Here is a 15,150-nt window from a genome sequence, read left to right on the forward strand (position 1 = left end):
TGCGCTCATATATTAAGACATGAACTAAAAAGTGCGTACAAAAAGGCGTGAAATGCAGCCCATATGCAGCCCATAAGGACGCAGTGCTACCGCAGTACTATACACGCAGTACTATACATATAACGAAGGAGGATACATGGCTCTACAACAGCTGGATGAGGACCAGATACGCACCTGGACGCGACGACAGAAGGACCAATGGTGGTTTGATAATGTGTACCGCAAGGACATGGCGCAGCTCACCCTGCGTTCGGCACTGACCGGTTTTTTGCTCGGCGGCATACTGGCTGCCACGGCACTGTACATCGGCGCCAAGACGGGCATAGGCATAGGTGTGGGGCTGACTTCGGTGATTCTGTCGTTTGCCATTTTCCGTATCCTGCATGGCCTCGGTATTACTGCCGACTACACCATACTGGAAAACAACTGTACGCAATCCATCGCCACGGCTGCGGGTTATATGATCAACCCCATGATATCGAGCCTGGCTGCCTATATGCTCATCACCGGCAAGATCATCCCCTGGTGGCAAATGCTGGTCTGGGTCATGGTGGTGGCGCTCATCGGCGTACTGGTGGCCTTCCCGCTCAAGCGCCGCTTTGTCAATGAAGACCAGTTGCCCTTCCCGGAAGGCCGGGCCTGCGGTGTGGTGCTTGATTCACTGTACACCGACGGCGCCGGCAGCGGCCTGTACAAAGCCAAGCTGCTTGGCTATACCAGCCTGTTTGCCGGTTTATACCAGATGATCGTCAGCGATGGCTGGATGCGCCTGATACAGTTCAAGATTTTGCGCATGGACAAGTGGGCAGGCATGACAGAAGCATGGAACCTGCAGGAGAGGCTGGACACGTATTACTATACGGCAGCCGCCAAGTTTCACTGGTCGATACCGAATATCCTGGGCACCGATATCCGTCAGCTGGGCTTGCGCCTGAACCTGGACGTGGCCATGTTTGGCGTCGGTGGCCTGATGGGCATACGGGTGGCCAGCAGCGTCATGCTGGGCGCTTTCATCAATTTTGTCATCCTGGCGCCATGGATGATACAAAATGGCGACATCGCCGCCCGCACCCTGCCCAATGGCACGGTAGTACCGATTTCTCGTACCGAAATCGTCAATCAGTGGGGTTTGTGGTGGGCAGTGACGATGATGGTGGTCGGCTCCATGGTGGGTCTGCTGGCCAAACCTGAATTGTTCAAGGCGGCCTTCAAATCCATGACCGGCAACGGCAAGAAGGAAAAAGACAACGGCCCCGACCCGCTCAAGGACATTGAAGTACCGTTGTGGATTTCTTATGTCGGCGTACCGGTGCTGTGTGCGGTTGCTGCCTGGCTGGTCAATCTGCTGTTCGGCGTGCCGTTCATCATGGCACTGGTCGCTTTCCCGCTGATTTTTGTGCTGACCGTCATCTGTATCAATGCCATGGCACTGACTTCCTGGGCGCCGATTGGGGCCCTGGCCAAGATCACGCAATTCAGCATGGGTGCGATTGACCGCAGCAATCCGGCCAATAACCTGTTACCAGCAGGCATGACTTCGGACATCGCCTTCAATGCTTCATCACTGCTGTCAGACATCAAGCCAGGCTACATGCTCGGTGGCAAACCGCGCCATCAGGTCCTGGGCCATATCATCGGCATCGTCTCTGGTGCACTGGCTTGCGTACCGCTGTTCTTCCTGCTGTTCCTGCCGCCGGACGCCAATGGCCTGCGCAGTACGGCCACGATTGTCAGCGAGCAGTTTGCCTTCCCGTCTGCCCTGCAATGGAAGGGTGTGGCCGAGATCATCGCCAAGGGTGTCAGCGGCTTGCCGGTTTCTGCCATCATCGCCATGGCTGTAGCTGGTTTGTGCGCTGTGTTCATTGAAGTCGGCAATATCGTCACCCGTGGCCGCATTCCGCTGTCTGCGGTCTCGATAGGCCTGGGCGTAGTCTTGCCACCTGAGTCCTGCTTTGCCATGTGGATAGGCGCCCTGATCTTCTGGTACATGGGCAAGAAAAATCCGGAAAAAGGCTCGAAGGGCCATACTTTCTGGGTCGAGGGCTGCGAAGCCATCAGTGCCGGCCTGATATCTGGTGCAGCGATACTGGGTATAGGTAACGCCATCATCAATGTGATGATGTAAGCTGCAACGAAACAAGCAGGCAAATACAGTCCGGTCAGGTTTTACCTGACCGGATTTTTTTATGTCGATTTGCTTGTGGTCCTAGCCTGTAAATAGCACAGCAGCATGTCCACCAGTTCGCCCTTGCCACGCTGTAAAAATTCTGCCGGCGCCTGGTCTATCACCAGCCTGTGGGTGAAATGCTCTATCGCATGGACGACAAAGTAAGCCTGCATCTGCCTGTCTGCCTGCCGCACATCGCTGCGCAAGGCCAGACAGCGTCCCACTTCCGCGATCAGGAACTGTTCTGCCTGTTTCGCAGTTTGCCGCAGGGCTGCCGGCAACAGGCCTTCTTCATACAGCAGCCTGTGCAAACCGGGATTGTGCTCATGCAAACGTATCATGTGACCAACAATATCGTGTAGCGTGGACTCCAGCGACTGTTCTGAGGCTCGCAATGTTTCCAGCAATTGCACACTGAGAGCCAGGCCCTCTGCCAGATGCTGCTCAGCCAGCGCTGTCAGTATGGCATCTTTGTTGGGGTAGTACTGGTACAAGGAACCTATGGACACGCCAGCCCGGCTGGCGATACGTGCAGTGGTGCCGGCAGCATAGCCAAATTCATCAAAAATGTGAATAGCTGCCTGCAATATGGCTTGCACAGTCAGCCTGGAACGCTGCTGAAGCGGCTGTTTTAAAGGCTGAGCACCCGATTTGGCCATGGTGGATAAAGCCCCCGGAAAGCGAATAGACAATGTGAGTAATTGTTCATATTATAGCCTGACATGTATCTACCAGGCTATCACACCATGAATATCCATCAGGCACGCTCCAGCGAGACTTACTGGCATTGTTATCACCCCCCTGCCTTGCTGGCACGGGTGCTGGCGGTATTACAGACCAGGCACCTGCCATCCACCGGGGTGGAGTTGCATATGGACCTCTACCAGCAACAGGACAACGCAGCCCCGGTGCTGATATTGAATCATGGCGGTGGCGGCTATGGCGGCCTCTTCGTCGGCCTGGCTCTTGCTTTTTACGAGCAGGGCTATACCGTGATCGTCCCCGACCAGAAAGGCCAGGGACGATCAGGCGGCGCTCCAGGGGACTTTACTGTTGCCGAGGCAGTGCAAAACATCGTCGATGTGGCAAACTGGGCCAGGACAGAGTTTGCCGGCCCGCTCTACCTGTGCGGTGGCAGCATAGGCGGCGGCCTGACCTATGCCGCTGCCGCCGTGCTGGCAAAACAGCACAAGCCACCGGTCACCGCCGTTTGCCTGAACCTGTATGATTTTGGCGACCCGGTCACCGGCCTGGCTTTTACCCGTTTTGCAAACCTGGCAAAATTCCCCGGTCTGGCCAGGATGTGCAGGGCCACGAGCAGCCTGCTGGCAAGACTGGCGCCGCAACTGCGTCTGCCCTACCGCCCGCTGGCACGCTTTGAAAACATGGTGGATGAACGTGACCTGGCGCAAGGCTTTTACGCCAAATGGCAGGCCGATCCACTGACTTTACGCACAGTCACGGCCCGCTATTTTGCCAGTATGTTGGCGACTCCCTTTGCGATAGCGCTGGAAGACAATAAACAGGTGCCCGTACTGGTCATCAACCAGAAGCGCGACAGGATGGTGAAACCACAATTGACCATGAATTGCTACCAGCGCCTGTCAGGGCAAAAAACTTATGTAGAAATCGACTGGGGACATTTTTCCTTGCTGCCGGAATTCAATGCTGAACTTGTGCGGCTTGGCAGGCAATGGCTGGCCAGCCTTGCCGCTCCTGCATGATCAGTGTAGTGTTGCACGTAGATTGCGACGAATAAAAATGACGGATTTGGTGTCGAATCGAGGCGCAAACCAAAGCAATAGTGAGCTATTGCGCGGATTTGCAACGATGAGTCGGCGCGAAAGACGCATTTTTATGTCGCAAGAAGAGTGCAGCACTACACTAGCCCACCACATCAGCACCTGGCGCATAGTAAGTGATTTCAAAACGTATGCCGTCTGCATCTTTCATGAACAAAGCCAGTGAACCGCCGAGATTTTGCATGTGGGGCACGTCAAACCCGGCCTCCTGCATGGTCTGACGGATCTGCAAGACCTGTTCTGCTGATGTTGCGCCAAAACCCAGGTGATTCATGCCTGCCCCATAGCGTTCATAGGGCCGGGTATCCGGATGCGCCTGCAAGAAATGAAAAAAGAAGCCATCACCATCAGTCCAGACCTGGGGCTTGCTCTCGACAAAACCCAGTTGCGGTAACAGGCATTCATAATAAGGCATGCTGACTTCCAGTGAAGTCACCAGCAGGGAGATATGATCCATCTTCATTTGCCTGCGCGGCAAACTGGTCTTGCTTATATATTGATTTTGCATACATACTCCCTGTCAACGAAGTCCACAGTATCTTGCGGCGGCATCATGGTGACTAGCGACAAATATGCACCAGGGTGTAGAAAAAAATTCACAGAATAAAAACAGATATGCAAAAAATTCCAGGCTTGAATGATTTACGTATTTTTGAGGCAGCGGGCCGCTTGCAGAATTTTCGCCTGGCGGGGCAAGAACTCAGCCTCACGCATAGCGCAGTCAGCCATCGCATACGTTCACTGGAAGAGCAACTGGGGCTGGAGTTGTTCGAACGCCAGAACGGTGTCCGGCTGACCGATGCCGGGCGTGAACTGCATGCGGCAGTGACACTCTCGCTTGACCAGCTGGGTACCGCCATCGATCGCATCAGCCAGCATTACCGCAGCCCACGCCAGGTGGTGCGGATCGCCAGCCTGCCCGCTTTCGCTGCTTACTGGCTGCTCCCCAGGTTGCATGATTTTTATCTGGCTTATCCCGATATCTCCATACAAATCCAGGCTAGCGTAGAGCTGGCGGAACTGGGTGAAAATGGCGTCGACCTGGCCTTGCGCTTTGGTACTGGCAAATGGGCGAATGTGAACAGTCACAAACTGATGGTCGAATATTATTACCCCGTAGCTTCAGCAGATTTCATCACCCTGCACCAGCCAGCGACAGAAAAAGACTTGCCGACACTACCACTGCTGGTGCATGCCAATACCACAGGCGCCGGTTCGTCCTGGTCTGCGTATTTCAAGGCCTTGGGCCTGCACGCGCAGCAGACGCTGCGCAGCATCAGCTTTGATGACAGCAACCTGGTATTACAGGCGGCTGAACATGGACATGGCATTGCCTTTGAGCGCCACAGCCATGTCAGCACCAGGATTAAATCCGGTCACTTGCAAAGGCTGTTCGACAGCGGTCTGCATAGTCTGAGCCATTATTATCTCCTTTCTACAAAACAAGGCATGAGCATCCCCGCTGTCCGATGTGTGCATGACTGGCTCATCAGCCAGGCGAAAGAATTTACCGTGCAAAGCGCGGCAGAGCTGGCACAGATACAATGGCTCAATACAGTCAATGATCCAGGTTGAATCTGGATCATCTGGATGAATCGTGGAGCAATACATGCAATTCCAAGACAAGAAAATTACACTCACCGGCGCCAGTATTGATGGCTTCGGTGGCTCACTGGCGCTATGTTTCGCAAAACTGGGAGCAGAGCTGTATATATCGGCACGCACACTGGAAAAAGCACAGACAACGGCGGCTGCGGTGCAAGCACGAGTACCTGCTGCACGGATCCATGCCTTCGAGGTCAATACCAGCAGCCTGAACGACATCAAGGCTTGCGCGAGTGCTGTGCAGAAAATGACGGGACACATAGACATACTGATCAACAATGCGTCTTACTGGCTGGCCGGTGATATCAGCACCGGCAGTGACGAAGAAATTGCCGAGACCATCAATTCCACCGTGACCGGTGTCATCTACACGACCAAGTATTTTTTGCCTCTGCTGAAAAACTCGACCTGCCCCGACATCATCAACATGAATGGCTCACCCGCCCTGCCCGGCCTGATCCATGCAACTGCCCATGAAGCCTTTGCCGCAGCCAAGGCTGCGCAAGCAACATTCATGAATTACCTGCGCGAACGCCACCGCGGCAGCGGTTTGCGCATCTGCTCCATCTTCCCGCCCAACTTCAAGAACATTTCTGCTTTTGATGAAACAGCCTGGAATACGCCCAAAGCAGCGGGCAGTACGGCCAACGATTATCTGACAGCCAGAAATGTTTTTGCCGCCATACAGTTTGCACTGAGCCAGGACAGGATTTGCAGCATAGACCAGATTGTACTGAGCAATAACAGTCCGGCTTAAGCAGGCAAATGTTTTCGCACGTCATCATTATTTTTGACTATTGATTTTTGATGCCTGATGCTGCAGCGCACATCACAAAAAACCTGCCATACAAAAAAATTTCAGATTTTATGAAGTTTCCTGACATCCAAAACCACTGCTCGTGCGTTAAGGAAGAACTCATTGCGCTTTTTTAAGCTCATGTTCAAACTTTGCGCCAGGAATAATTTCATGTCTGTCATCACCAAACACAAAGCAATCCGGATTTTACCGTCTACCGGCAAAGCCGTGTTGAAAATCGCCGCACTGGCTGTTGCCGGCCTGTTCATGCTTGCCCCAGTGTATGCGCAGGACGAGCCGCCAGGTCGTGTTGCCAGACTCAGTTACTCCTATGGCAATATCAGCTTTGCTGACGCCGGCAGCAATAACTGGACCAGCCTGCAGGCGAACCGTCCGATTTCCACCGGTGACAGCATCCAGGTTCCTTACGCTGGCAAGGCAGAATTGCATATCGGTGCGAATGCCTTGCGCATGCAGGACAACACCAGTATCAGCTTCAGCCTGCTTGATGATGACAATACCCAGATCGACATGACGCAAGGCAGCATGGTCTTGAAGATACGCGAGCTGAGCAACAGGGAAAACTTCGATATACGTACACCCAACCTGGTGTTTTCGTTACAGGAACCGGGCGAATACCGCATCAATATCAACAGTGACAACACCACGACCGTGCAGGTAAGGCACGGCATGGCGATTGCCCGTGGCGAGCATGACAGCATCACCATCAGACAGGGTGAGCAGTCACGCTTCGCCGGCAGCAATCTGCAACACACCATGATAGGCAGCGTACCACCACCCGATGCTTTTGACCTGTGGGCGGCAGACCGCGACCGTGCAGAAGAAAGCGTGGAAACCGCCCGCTATGTCTCGCGTGAAGTGATAGGTTATGAACAGCTTGACCGCTATGGCGCATGGGAAACCAGCGTCGACTATGGCCCGGTCTGGTACCCCAGCCAGGTCAGCGTGACCTGGGCACCCTACCGTGATGGCAACTGGGTATGGGTAGCTCCCTGGGGCTGGACCTGGGTAGACCGTGCACCCTGGGGTTTTGCGCCGTATCACTATGGCCGCTGGGCATATATTGGAACACGCTGGGCCTGGGTGCCTGGTGCCTATCACAAACACTACAGACCGGTGTATGCACCAGCCCTGGTCGCCTTTGTTGGTAACGACGGTCAGTATTTTTCTGGCTCGGGCCCGGCACGCAATCACCATCTTGGCCCGTCTGTCGCCTGGTTCCCGCTTGGTCCTGGCGAAAGCTACAGGCCCGGCTATACAAGCAACCAGTATTACATACAACGCCTCAACCAGAATATCGTCATCAACAATGTCGTCGTGAACAATAACTATGTTCATCTGGCTAACCGGCGCGCCTGGACAGTCGTGCCGACCAATACATTTGTACGTGGCGACTATGTCCTGCCGGTGTCAAACAACCGCGTGATCACCCAGGATAAAAAACCACCTGTCGTCGTGACTGAAGCCCCACATATCACGCCAGCCGTCAGCAACCGCTTTGGCGAGATACGCCAGCGCCCTGGCAACCCCATGAACAATGGTGAGCAATTCAGGCAAAGAAACCTGGTAGTGGCCCCGACCCGCCCTGAGCAGATCACCAACATCAATCCAGCCAACCCAAACGATGGCCGACAAATAAACCGCCCGGCAGAGGCTAGCAATTTTGCCGGCAGTGGCAATCGTACAATGAACGGTATCAGTGGAAACAACCAGCCGCAGCCAAATAACCTGATGCCGGCGCAAGGCGCCAATGTACCTGCCGCTGTTGCACCGGCCAATACGGTACAGCGCGGTGGCTACCCGAATAATGGTGTGCCAAACAATAGCAACATGCCAAACAATGTTTACAACCCGCGCCCTGTCATCAACAATGCACCGTCTACACCTGGTGCAAGCGTCAATACACCGGCCGCTATCGTCAATGTGCCGCCAGCCGTCAACAATAACGGCAATAACAATATGGGTGTGCATACACCTGCAACCAACGCACCGGTGAATAATGCCATCATGAACTCACCCAATTCCGGACGGCCAGCCGAGAATGTCGATCGCTCACAAAGGTACAACGGTAACGGCAATACCTGGAACAATAACGGTCAGCCGGAAGTACACCGCGAAAGACCGGTGGAGCGCGGCAATGATCGCATCATGGATCGCCCTGCAGAGCGTGTCATGGAACGTCCGGTCGAACGCCCTGTACAGGTACAACAGGCGCCGATGATACAACCGGCGCCACAGCAGCCAAGAATGGAATCACGGCCTGCACCCGTGATCACACCACCTCAGCAACCTGTGCACGTAGAACAACGCCAGGCGCCGGTGATGATGCCTGCACCTGTACCACAACCAGCACAAGCCGTACGCATGGAACGGCCCGCCCCTGCGCCTGCTGCCATGCCTTCGGCTCCAGCTGCAGCACCAGTGGCAAGGCCGGAGAAGCCCAAAGAGAAAGAAGAAGCACACAATCCAAAACGCAACCTGAACGAGAAATAACAAGGGATATACACGAGCAGCCAGGTCACTTGCAAAACAAACCATATATTTGCTTATCTAAGTGCTTGTCTAAGTGCTTACCTGCCGTGGTGCAAAAGGCAAATTCGCAAGAAACTGTGTCGGTATGCTGCATTACCGACACAGTTTGACCAATCATCTATCCAAGCTCAGACGAATTGCTGTAAATTCCAGACAAGGCTGGCAGTTGTCGCCATATTCCTTCTGATGTCCCGTCTGTATTGCTCATGTTTTTGCACATCGCCATGTTGATTAAAGATGCACCTGATCAAAGCCTTCGCCCATCCTTTTGCCGCTGTCTGCTTAACGTCTTCCTGATTGCCCTGCTTGGCATGAACGTCCCGGCAGCCCAAGCACAGGATTTGCAGATATTTACCGAAGACTGGCCACCCATCAGTTTTGGCAGCGGCAACAAGGCTGAAGGCATGGCGGTCGAAGTGGTACAAGCCTTGCAGGCGCATATAGGCAGTACCCAGCCGATACAGGTCGTCCCCTGGGCACGCGGCTACAAGGCCTTGCTGGAAGAGCCTAACACCCTGCTGTTTACCGTAGGCCGGTCAGAGGAAAGAGAAAAGCTGATGGTCTTGCTGGGGCCTATCGCCCTCTCCACCACCTCGCTGTATACACGCAAAGGCAATGCCGCCCGCCTGCAAAGCCTGGGGGACGAGATACAAAAGCTCAAGGTCGGCGCTTACCGCTCCAGCATCTTCGCTGATACGGCGCGCAAGAAAGGCTTCCAGAATATAGAGCAGGCACCCACGCCACAAGTCATCGCCAATATGCTGCTGGCAAAACGTTTTGACTTATGGGTGGAAGGTAGCCTGGTCGTGTCGTCAGTATTAAAAGACATCGGCCACAACGCCGATGAAGTAGAAAAAGTTAAAGTCCTCGACAGCCTGGAACTCTACCTGGCGTTTTCGTCCCAGACCCCGGCCACGACCATCAAGATCTGGGAAGACGCCTTGCGCTGGCTGAAGAAGGATGGCCAGTTCGCCCGCATCCATCAAAAATGGCTGCCAAACGAACCACCACCAATGGCAGTGATCAGGCTGGACCCACCGGGCAAGCCTTAGTCTATTGTAGACTCAAGCCATCTGGATGTTTTCCAGATTGAACGCAAATGGCGTTGCGTTTTTACCTGGGCCACCGCCTGTCATGACGATGTCTGCACTGGCTATGCCGAGCAATGACAACTCCGTATTGATGCTGGAGATGATGGCCGAGTTCATGACCTGCCCCTGCACGACCTGGGAAGCCACGCCTATCCAGATGGTTGGCTTGAATTCGAACAAGGCTTTTTGTTGTGGTGCAATGGAAGTCTTGATAGCCAGCAATTGCCCGCCTTTATAGATGGATGCATTGACCGCGCCTTTCGGCAAATTATTCAGTAGCTGCACCTCCTTGGGACTACTGCCACTGCCAGCGGCAACCAGTCTGTTACCAGAAGTAGTGGACTCCATACTGAACAGTTGACCGCGGTTCGCGCTGAGTTGTGGTGTATGGTTACCATAAGAATCACTCGCACTTGTGGTCATGTTCACGGGGAAAGTAAAGGGATAATTATCACCCGGGCCGCAATTTTTGATGACTTTCCAGGCAACTGCCAACTCGTCAAAATTGGTCGCCACATTCTTCTGGAAAATAACGATCTCAGAATTATTTGTATCGTTTGAATTGTTGATGAAATTGAGACTGACGTTCATGGACATTTCCTATCATAACGGTTCAAGGGAGTGGAGCACTACCGTCCTGGACGAACTGCGAGAATCTGTTGACGATCTTACTGCACCTGCGCAATCTGAATTCAAGCGGAGCTTATGCGCTGCCCCTCACTCCCGCCAACACAGGCCAGCTACAGATCGTCAACAGGTTCAAGGGCCCTGCCAGACCAGGATGTCTCTGACAATAGCATGACTTCAACAATTACCGGCATGCAATCCTGACATCTTCGCCAGTACAAGCCTCAGGACAAAAGTGCCACCAGGGCTGTTGGATGTATGTGCCAGCCCAGCAAACCCGCCAGCCCCATCAAGACCCCGAAACCTGTCGGCACCAGAGCCACAAAATACAGCCAGCGCTGTTTGGTCAGCGCAGTCACGGCCAGTAAGGAAATCGCTATCGCCAGCAAGGCATCTGACAAGTCAAACTGGTCATCCTTGTAATTGGCATTGTCGTAATCAACCTGATCTTGCTCTGCCTGCTTTTTCAGTTCATCTTTTTTCTCATGCTGCTCCCTGGCCAGTTTCGCATAACTATCAATGGCGGCCTGATATTCTGCTTTCTGATCAGCCGGTACATTTTTGGCAGCAAGGCGCAGCTGCAATTCCGTTGATTTAGCCAATTCTTCCCGCATATTCCTGGCCTGGTAGAACGCCCAGTGATCTATCTTGTTGGCTTGTGATTGCTGCATGGCCTGGACAATATTGTCATCCTTGACCTTGCAGATACCCATAAAGGTCGCCAGCAGGGCCACAGTGATGGCTACCCAGATATTCAATTGATGGCTGACCTGGTCTTTTTTGTCCTGACTGTCGTCTGCCGGCTCGTTCAGTTGCTCGACGGTTTCCATTGGGTCTATATCCATATTTACCTCTATGCTTAAAATGACATCACCGCAGTATTGTCGCACCAACTAAAGCTTTTTTGCCAATAGTAGAAGATGACAAGGTAAAAAAAGCTTTTACTCCCCGATTTCCGGAATTCGTCCGTATTTTTTCGTTTCCGTCGGAAAAGAGGAGACGAAAACCTCATAGACAATTATTCTTGGCAGCAATCGAAAAAACAACAAGGAAACCATCATGTTCACGACTGCCTGGTTCATTCTTCGCGCCAGTTTTGGCTGGAGTACGCTGATCCTGTTTACCTCCATATTCATCGTCAATGGCATTTTCAAAAACCGTATGCCTGGTGAATTTATTCTCATTCCTTTTGGTCTGGTGGCCCTGGTCATGGGTGTCAGTTTTTCGCACGTACGCAGGGTGAGACTGATTTCGAGCAAGGTTGACGCCACCACCCTGGCCAACCGTCAACGCCGACAGATAGAAATCCCGCTCGAAGCCAGCGAAGCCTTCGACCTGGTCGACGCCGCCATACGTGAATTGCCGGGTGTGGAACATACCGAAAGCACCAGGGACAGCCTGCAAATACGCACCAAGATCAAACGCATAGACCCGTATCAGCCTAATTTCATCGATGAACTGAAGTTGTTGGACTTTCTGACGACCAAACGCAATCAGATCCTGGCGACGATCACACCCGGTGATGGCGTCGGTAGTCTGACCCTGATCTGCGAACCGGAGCGTCCGGCCTGGACAGATTTATTCCTGGTCGATAATGGCACCAACCTGGAAAATGCCGAAGCCATCACTCGCGCCATCACCCGGCGCATCGCAGAGCGCAGGCGCAAGGAAAAAGCCAGCGTTACCCAATCCGTCACCGAAAAAGAATTGACCGTCGCCAAACTCAATCTGCTGCATGCCCAGGTGGAGCCGCACTTTCTGTACAATACCCTGGCCAGCGCACAATTGCTGACGCGGGCTGATCCGGCAGCAGCCGACCAGATGCTGGGTAACCTGATCACCTATTTGCGCCACTCCCTGCCACGTACCGAGGACACCGCTTCCAGCATAGGGGAAGAACTGGAACGTTCCGTCGCCTATCTGGACATCATGAAGATACGCATGGGTGCCCGCCTGAATATACAAATTCAGGTACCGGCAGAGCTGAAAACCCTGCCCTTTCCCATGATGATGCTGCAAACCCTGGTAGAAAACGCCATCAAGCACGGGCTGGAACCCAAGACCGGCGGCGGCACCATCTGGATCATCGCCAGGCTGCATGAAAACAATGTCGCCGTCACGGTTGCTGACGACGGCAATGGCCTGGGTTCAGAAATCGCCGGGACCGGCATCGGCTTGAAAAATGTCAGGGAAAGGCTGCGTCTGGCCTATGGCAACCGGGCCAGTTTTGTCCTGGTTGGCAATTTCCCCAGCGGGGTGGCGGCGACCATCACCGTACCGGCCGACGAGACCGGAGATCATCATGCCTAAATGTGTTATCGCCGAAGACGAGAGCCTGTTGCGTGAAGCCCTGTTGCAGCAACTGAGCCTGGCCTGGCCAGAGCTGGACATCGTTGCTGCCTGCGATGATGGAGGCAGCGCCCTCGAGGCAATTGCCGAACACCAGCCCGACGTGGTTTTTCTGGACATACGCATGCCTGGCCTCAGCGGTCTGGAAGTCGCCTCGGCCATGAGCCAGGCCAGCCCGCACAGCCAGATAGTCTTTGTCACTGCCTATAACCAGTATGCCATTGACGCCTTTGAAAAAGGCGCCGTTGACTACCTGTTGAAACCAATCTCGCCAGAGCGTTTGCTGGCGACCGTGAAGCGCCTGCAACTGCGCATGATGACGGGCGCGGTCGACCTGCAAGCGATCAGCAGACTGGTCAGCCAGCTCAGCGGTGGTCCGGCCGACATGCCCAAACCGGAACCGCTGGTATGGATAACCGCCAGTGTCGGCAATGAAACCCGCCTGATCATGGTCGATGATATCGCCTACTTCCAGGCTGACAGCAAATACACCGTGGTCATGTCTGCCGAGGGTGAATCCCTGTTGCGCAAACCCATACGTGATCTGTTACAGGTGCTGGACAATTCCCTGTTCAAGCAAATCCACAGATCGACCATCGTCAATATGCGCGCCATTGCTTCCATCACCAGGGACGAATCAGGCAAGGGTATTGTCAGGCTGAAGAACCGGCCTGAGACACTGAGTGTCAGCCAGCCCTTCATGAACCTGTTCAGAAATATGTGAGTCATCCATGACTGCAAAAATAATGAATGCTGCTGCCTGGGCGCAGACAGCAAAGGCCTTGCTCGCCCTGTCGGCTGCTGTCAGCCTGAATGTACTTGACCAGCAGGACGACAAGGGTAATTACCTGTATGCCCGTGGCCGCCACAAATATTTTGGCATAGGTGCGCTGGTGATCTTCTTCGCTGTATTTTCCGGCTATGGCATGGCGCATATGCTGGCCACCATGGCCAATGTCAGTGCGACAGGTGCGGTTATTGCAGGTTCCATCTGGGCGCTATTCCAGTGGTGCCTGGAAAGACAGATGATCATGAGCATTCATGCCGAATCCAGCCTGGCCAGCAAGTTACAGGGTTTCAGCTGGCGCGCCTTACTGGCGGCCTTGTCGGCAGTAACCATGGTCTACCCCTTCTTTGTCGACAGCAACCGTGCCGAGATTGATGTCAGGGTCGCTGAAATGTCCAGGGAAAAACAAATCCTGAATCTGCAAACCGCACAGGCAGCAAGCGGCGTACCAGACTTGCGGCAAGAGGCTGAAGAGCTGGGCGTACAATTGCAAAAGGCGGAAGAAAACAGCCGCAGCGATCCGCCAAATCTTGCCGCATTGCGTACCCAGTTGCAGCAATGCCGTGAACATGCCAAAGAGCAGGAGCGCCGCGGCTTGCGCCAGATCCGGATATGGCAACAGGAACTGACTGCCTTGTCCGATACCTCTGCTGATGCAGTCAGGCTTGTCGGGAAAATCAGCCAGCAGCAAGCCAGCATTGATACGGCAAAAAGAATCTGTCAGCGCGACGAACAGCAGATCAACCACACCATACTCGCCTGGCGCAATGATAAACTGGCAGAGAAAACACACATCGCCACACAATTAAAACAAAGCCAGGTCAGCATGCAGGCGGCAAAAGCACACAGCATCGACCTGGCACAAGTCCAGGAGAAAAAGATAGCACTGGCAGCGCAGGCAGGCTTTGCTGCTGACTTTGCCGCCACCTGGAATATGCTGCAAAACGATGATTACCGTCGCCTGCAATTCATCTGGTGGCTGCTGTGGTTTTTGACGATAGAACTGGTTGCCATCATCGTCAAGTTCAGTTCCAGTACCGATGTCGATGCCCGCCTGCATGCCGATGAAAGCCTGGTCAGGCTGGATATCAACACCAACAGGGACATGCGTGCAGCACAAATACGCATGGAAGAATTGCGCCATGCCATGCGCATCAGGGGTGAAGAAATCGCCTTGCAGGCCGATGCGGGCAAATCAACCGCAGCACTGCTGACGGTGCAGCAACTTTGCCAGTTGCAGGAGGTGATGGCGAACGCCGGTAAAGATCATGAGACTCCGGAAGTCGCCGACATCATGCACCAGACCATCTCGGCCATACAAGCCGCTTACCTGCGCCAGGTTGCAGCCCACTAATGAAGTCTGACAGCCCGCT

Annotated in this window: 13 protein-coding genes; 9 read left to right on the forward strand and 4 right to left on the reverse strand. The window is 53.9% G+C overall.

Translation table 11 applies throughout. The features are described 5' to 3' along the window. The first annotated feature begins 136 nt into the window (after positions 1 to 136). The gene (locus tag LZ463_RS10030) at positions 137 to 2,125 is read left to right on the forward strand and encodes an OPT family oligopeptide transporter (RefSeq protein ID WP_241455493.1); all 1,989 of its coding nucleotides are present in this window, start codon (positions 137 to 139) and stop codon (positions 2,123 to 2,125) included. Between the two features lie 59 nt (positions 2,126 to 2,184). Here LZ463_RS10030 and LZ463_RS10035 read toward each other — a convergent pair whose 3' ends face one another. Next, positions 2,185 to 2,826, reverse strand: coding sequence for a TetR/AcrR family transcriptional regulator (locus tag LZ463_RS10035; protein WP_241455494.1), 642 nt, complete (start codon positions 2,824 to 2,826; stop codon positions 2,185 to 2,187). An 87-nt stretch (positions 2,827 to 2,913) separates the two neighbouring features. Here LZ463_RS10035 and LZ463_RS10040 point away from each other — a divergent pair, with 87 nt between their 5' ends. After that, positions 2,914 to 3,891 carry an alpha/beta fold hydrolase gene (locus tag LZ463_RS10040; RefSeq protein WP_241455495.1) on the forward strand — a complete coding sequence of 326 codons (978 nt, stop codon included), beginning with the start codon at positions 2,914 to 2,916 and terminating at the stop codon, positions 3,889 to 3,891. Between the two features lie 160 nt (positions 3,892 to 4,051). On the opposite strand, the gene LZ463_RS10045 is transcribed toward LZ463_RS10040, so the two are convergent. Further along, the gene (locus LZ463_RS10045; RefSeq protein WP_241455496.1) at positions 4,052 to 4,477 is read right to left on the reverse strand and encodes a VOC family protein; all 426 of its coding nucleotides are present in this window, start codon (positions 4,475 to 4,477) and stop codon (positions 4,052 to 4,054) included. A gap of 107 nt (positions 4,478 to 4,584) precedes the next feature. Between LZ463_RS10045 and LZ463_RS10050 the strand changes: the two genes are divergently transcribed. The 4 genes from LZ463_RS10050 (at position 4,585) to LZ463_RS10065 (ending at position 9,975) form a co-directional block, all read left to right on the forward strand. Beyond that, complete coding sequence (locus LZ463_RS10050; protein WP_241455497.1) at positions 4,585 to 5,544, forward strand: LysR substrate-binding domain-containing protein; 960 nt, start codon at positions 4,585 to 4,587, stop codon at positions 5,542 to 5,544. Between the two features lie 34 nt (positions 5,545 to 5,578). Beyond that, a complete protein-coding gene (locus LZ463_RS10055; protein ID WP_241455498.1) occupies positions 5,579 to 6,331 on the forward strand; it encodes an SDR family NAD(P)-dependent oxidoreductase in 753 nt (250 codons plus the stop codon). 210 nt (positions 6,332 to 6,541) lie between these two features. Continuing rightward, positions 6,542 to 8,884: a DUF6600 domain-containing protein gene (locus LZ463_RS10060; protein ID WP_241455499.1), complete on the forward strand. Its 2,343-nt coding sequence runs from the start codon at positions 6,542 to 6,544 to the stop codon at positions 8,882 to 8,884. A gap of 263 nt (positions 8,885 to 9,147) precedes the next feature. Then, on the forward strand, positions 9,148 to 9,975 hold the full coding sequence (locus tag LZ463_RS10065; protein ID WP_241455500.1) for a substrate-binding periplasmic protein: 828 nt from the start codon (positions 9,148 to 9,150) through the stop codon (positions 9,973 to 9,975). 12 nt (positions 9,976 to 9,987) lie between these two features. On the opposite strand, the gene LZ463_RS10070 is transcribed toward LZ463_RS10065, so the two are convergent. Beyond that, positions 9,988 to 10,605, reverse strand: a complete 618-nt coding sequence (locus LZ463_RS10070) for a hypothetical protein (RefSeq protein WP_241455501.1) — start codon at positions 10,603 to 10,605, stop codon at positions 9,988 to 9,990. A 260-nt stretch (positions 10,606 to 10,865) separates the two neighbouring features. Next, on the reverse strand, positions 10,866 to 11,486 hold the full coding sequence (locus tag LZ463_RS10075) for a DUF4337 domain-containing protein (protein WP_241455502.1): 621 nt from the start codon (positions 11,484 to 11,486) through the stop codon (positions 10,866 to 10,868). Between the two features lie 214 nt (positions 11,487 to 11,700). On the opposite strand from LZ463_RS10075, the gene LZ463_RS10080 reads away from it, so the two are divergent. The 3 genes from LZ463_RS10080 to LZ463_RS10090 are packed head-to-tail and all read left to right on the forward strand — an operon-like array spanning position 11,701 to position 15,131. Continuing rightward, positions 11,701 to 12,951, forward strand: a complete 1,251-nt coding sequence (locus LZ463_RS10080; RefSeq protein ID WP_241455503.1) for a sensor histidine kinase — start codon at positions 11,701 to 11,703, stop codon at positions 12,949 to 12,951. Next, a complete protein-coding gene (locus tag LZ463_RS10085; RefSeq protein ID WP_241455504.1) occupies positions 12,944 to 13,714 on the forward strand; it encodes a LytR/AlgR family response regulator transcription factor in 771 nt (256 codons plus the stop codon). The genes LZ463_RS10080 and LZ463_RS10085 overlap by 8 nt, the downstream gene beginning before the upstream one ends. A gap of 7 nt (positions 13,715 to 13,721) precedes the next feature. Then, a complete protein-coding gene (locus LZ463_RS10090; protein ID WP_241455505.1) occupies positions 13,722 to 15,131 on the forward strand; it encodes a DUF4407 domain-containing protein in 1,410 nt (469 codons plus the stop codon). Positions 15,132 to 15,150: the final 19 nt, after the last annotated feature.

The sequence above is a fragment of the Undibacterium paludis genome (genome assembly GCF_022568815.1).
Taxonomy (GTDB): Bacteria; Pseudomonadota; Gammaproteobacteria; order Burkholderiales; family Burkholderiaceae_D; genus Undibacterium.

Bases quoted from the DNA above. Each gene is read 5' to 3' on its own strand.
- LZ463_RS10030 (WP_241455493.1), top strand. From the start codon at position 137: ATGGCTCTACAACAGCTGGATGAGGACCAGATACGCACCTGGACGCGA.
- LZ463_RS10035 (WP_241455494.1), bottom strand. From the start codon at position 2,826: ATGGCCAAATCGGGTGCTCAGCCTTTAAAACAGCCGCTTCAGCAGCGT.
- LZ463_RS10040 (WP_241455495.1), top strand. From the start codon at position 2,914: ATGAATATCCATCAGGCACGCTCCAGCGAGACTTACTGGCATTGTTAT.
- LZ463_RS10045 (WP_241455496.1), bottom strand. From the start codon at position 4,477: ATGCAAAATCAATATATAAGCAAGACCAGTTTGCCGCGCAGGCAAATG.
- LZ463_RS10050 (WP_241455497.1), top strand. From the start codon at position 4,585: ATGCAAAAAATTCCAGGCTTGAATGATTTACGTATTTTTGAGGCAGCG.
- LZ463_RS10055 (WP_241455498.1), top strand. From the start codon at position 5,579: ATGCAATTCCAAGACAAGAAAATTACACTCACCGGCGCCAGTATTGAT.
- LZ463_RS10060 (WP_241455499.1), top strand. From the start codon at position 6,542: ATGTCTGTCATCACCAAACACAAAGCAATCCGGATTTTACCGTCTACC.
- LZ463_RS10065 (WP_241455500.1), top strand. From the start codon at position 9,148: ATGTTGATTAAAGATGCACCTGATCAAAGCCTTCGCCCATCCTTTTGC.
- LZ463_RS10070 (WP_241455501.1), bottom strand. From the start codon at position 10,605: ATGAACGTCAGTCTCAATTTCATCAACAATTCAAACGATACAAATAAT.
- LZ463_RS10075 (WP_241455502.1), bottom strand. From the start codon at position 11,486: ATGGATATAGACCCAATGGAAACCGTCGAGCAACTGAACGAGCCGGCA.
- LZ463_RS10080 (WP_241455503.1), top strand. From the start codon at position 11,701: ATGTTCACGACTGCCTGGTTCATTCTTCGCGCCAGTTTTGGCTGGAGT.
- LZ463_RS10085 (WP_241455504.1), top strand. From the start codon at position 12,944: ATGCCTAAATGTGTTATCGCCGAAGACGAGAGCCTGTTGCGTGAAGCC.
- LZ463_RS10090 (WP_241455505.1), top strand. From the start codon at position 13,722: ATGACTGCAAAAATAATGAATGCTGCTGCCTGGGCGCAGACAGCAAAG.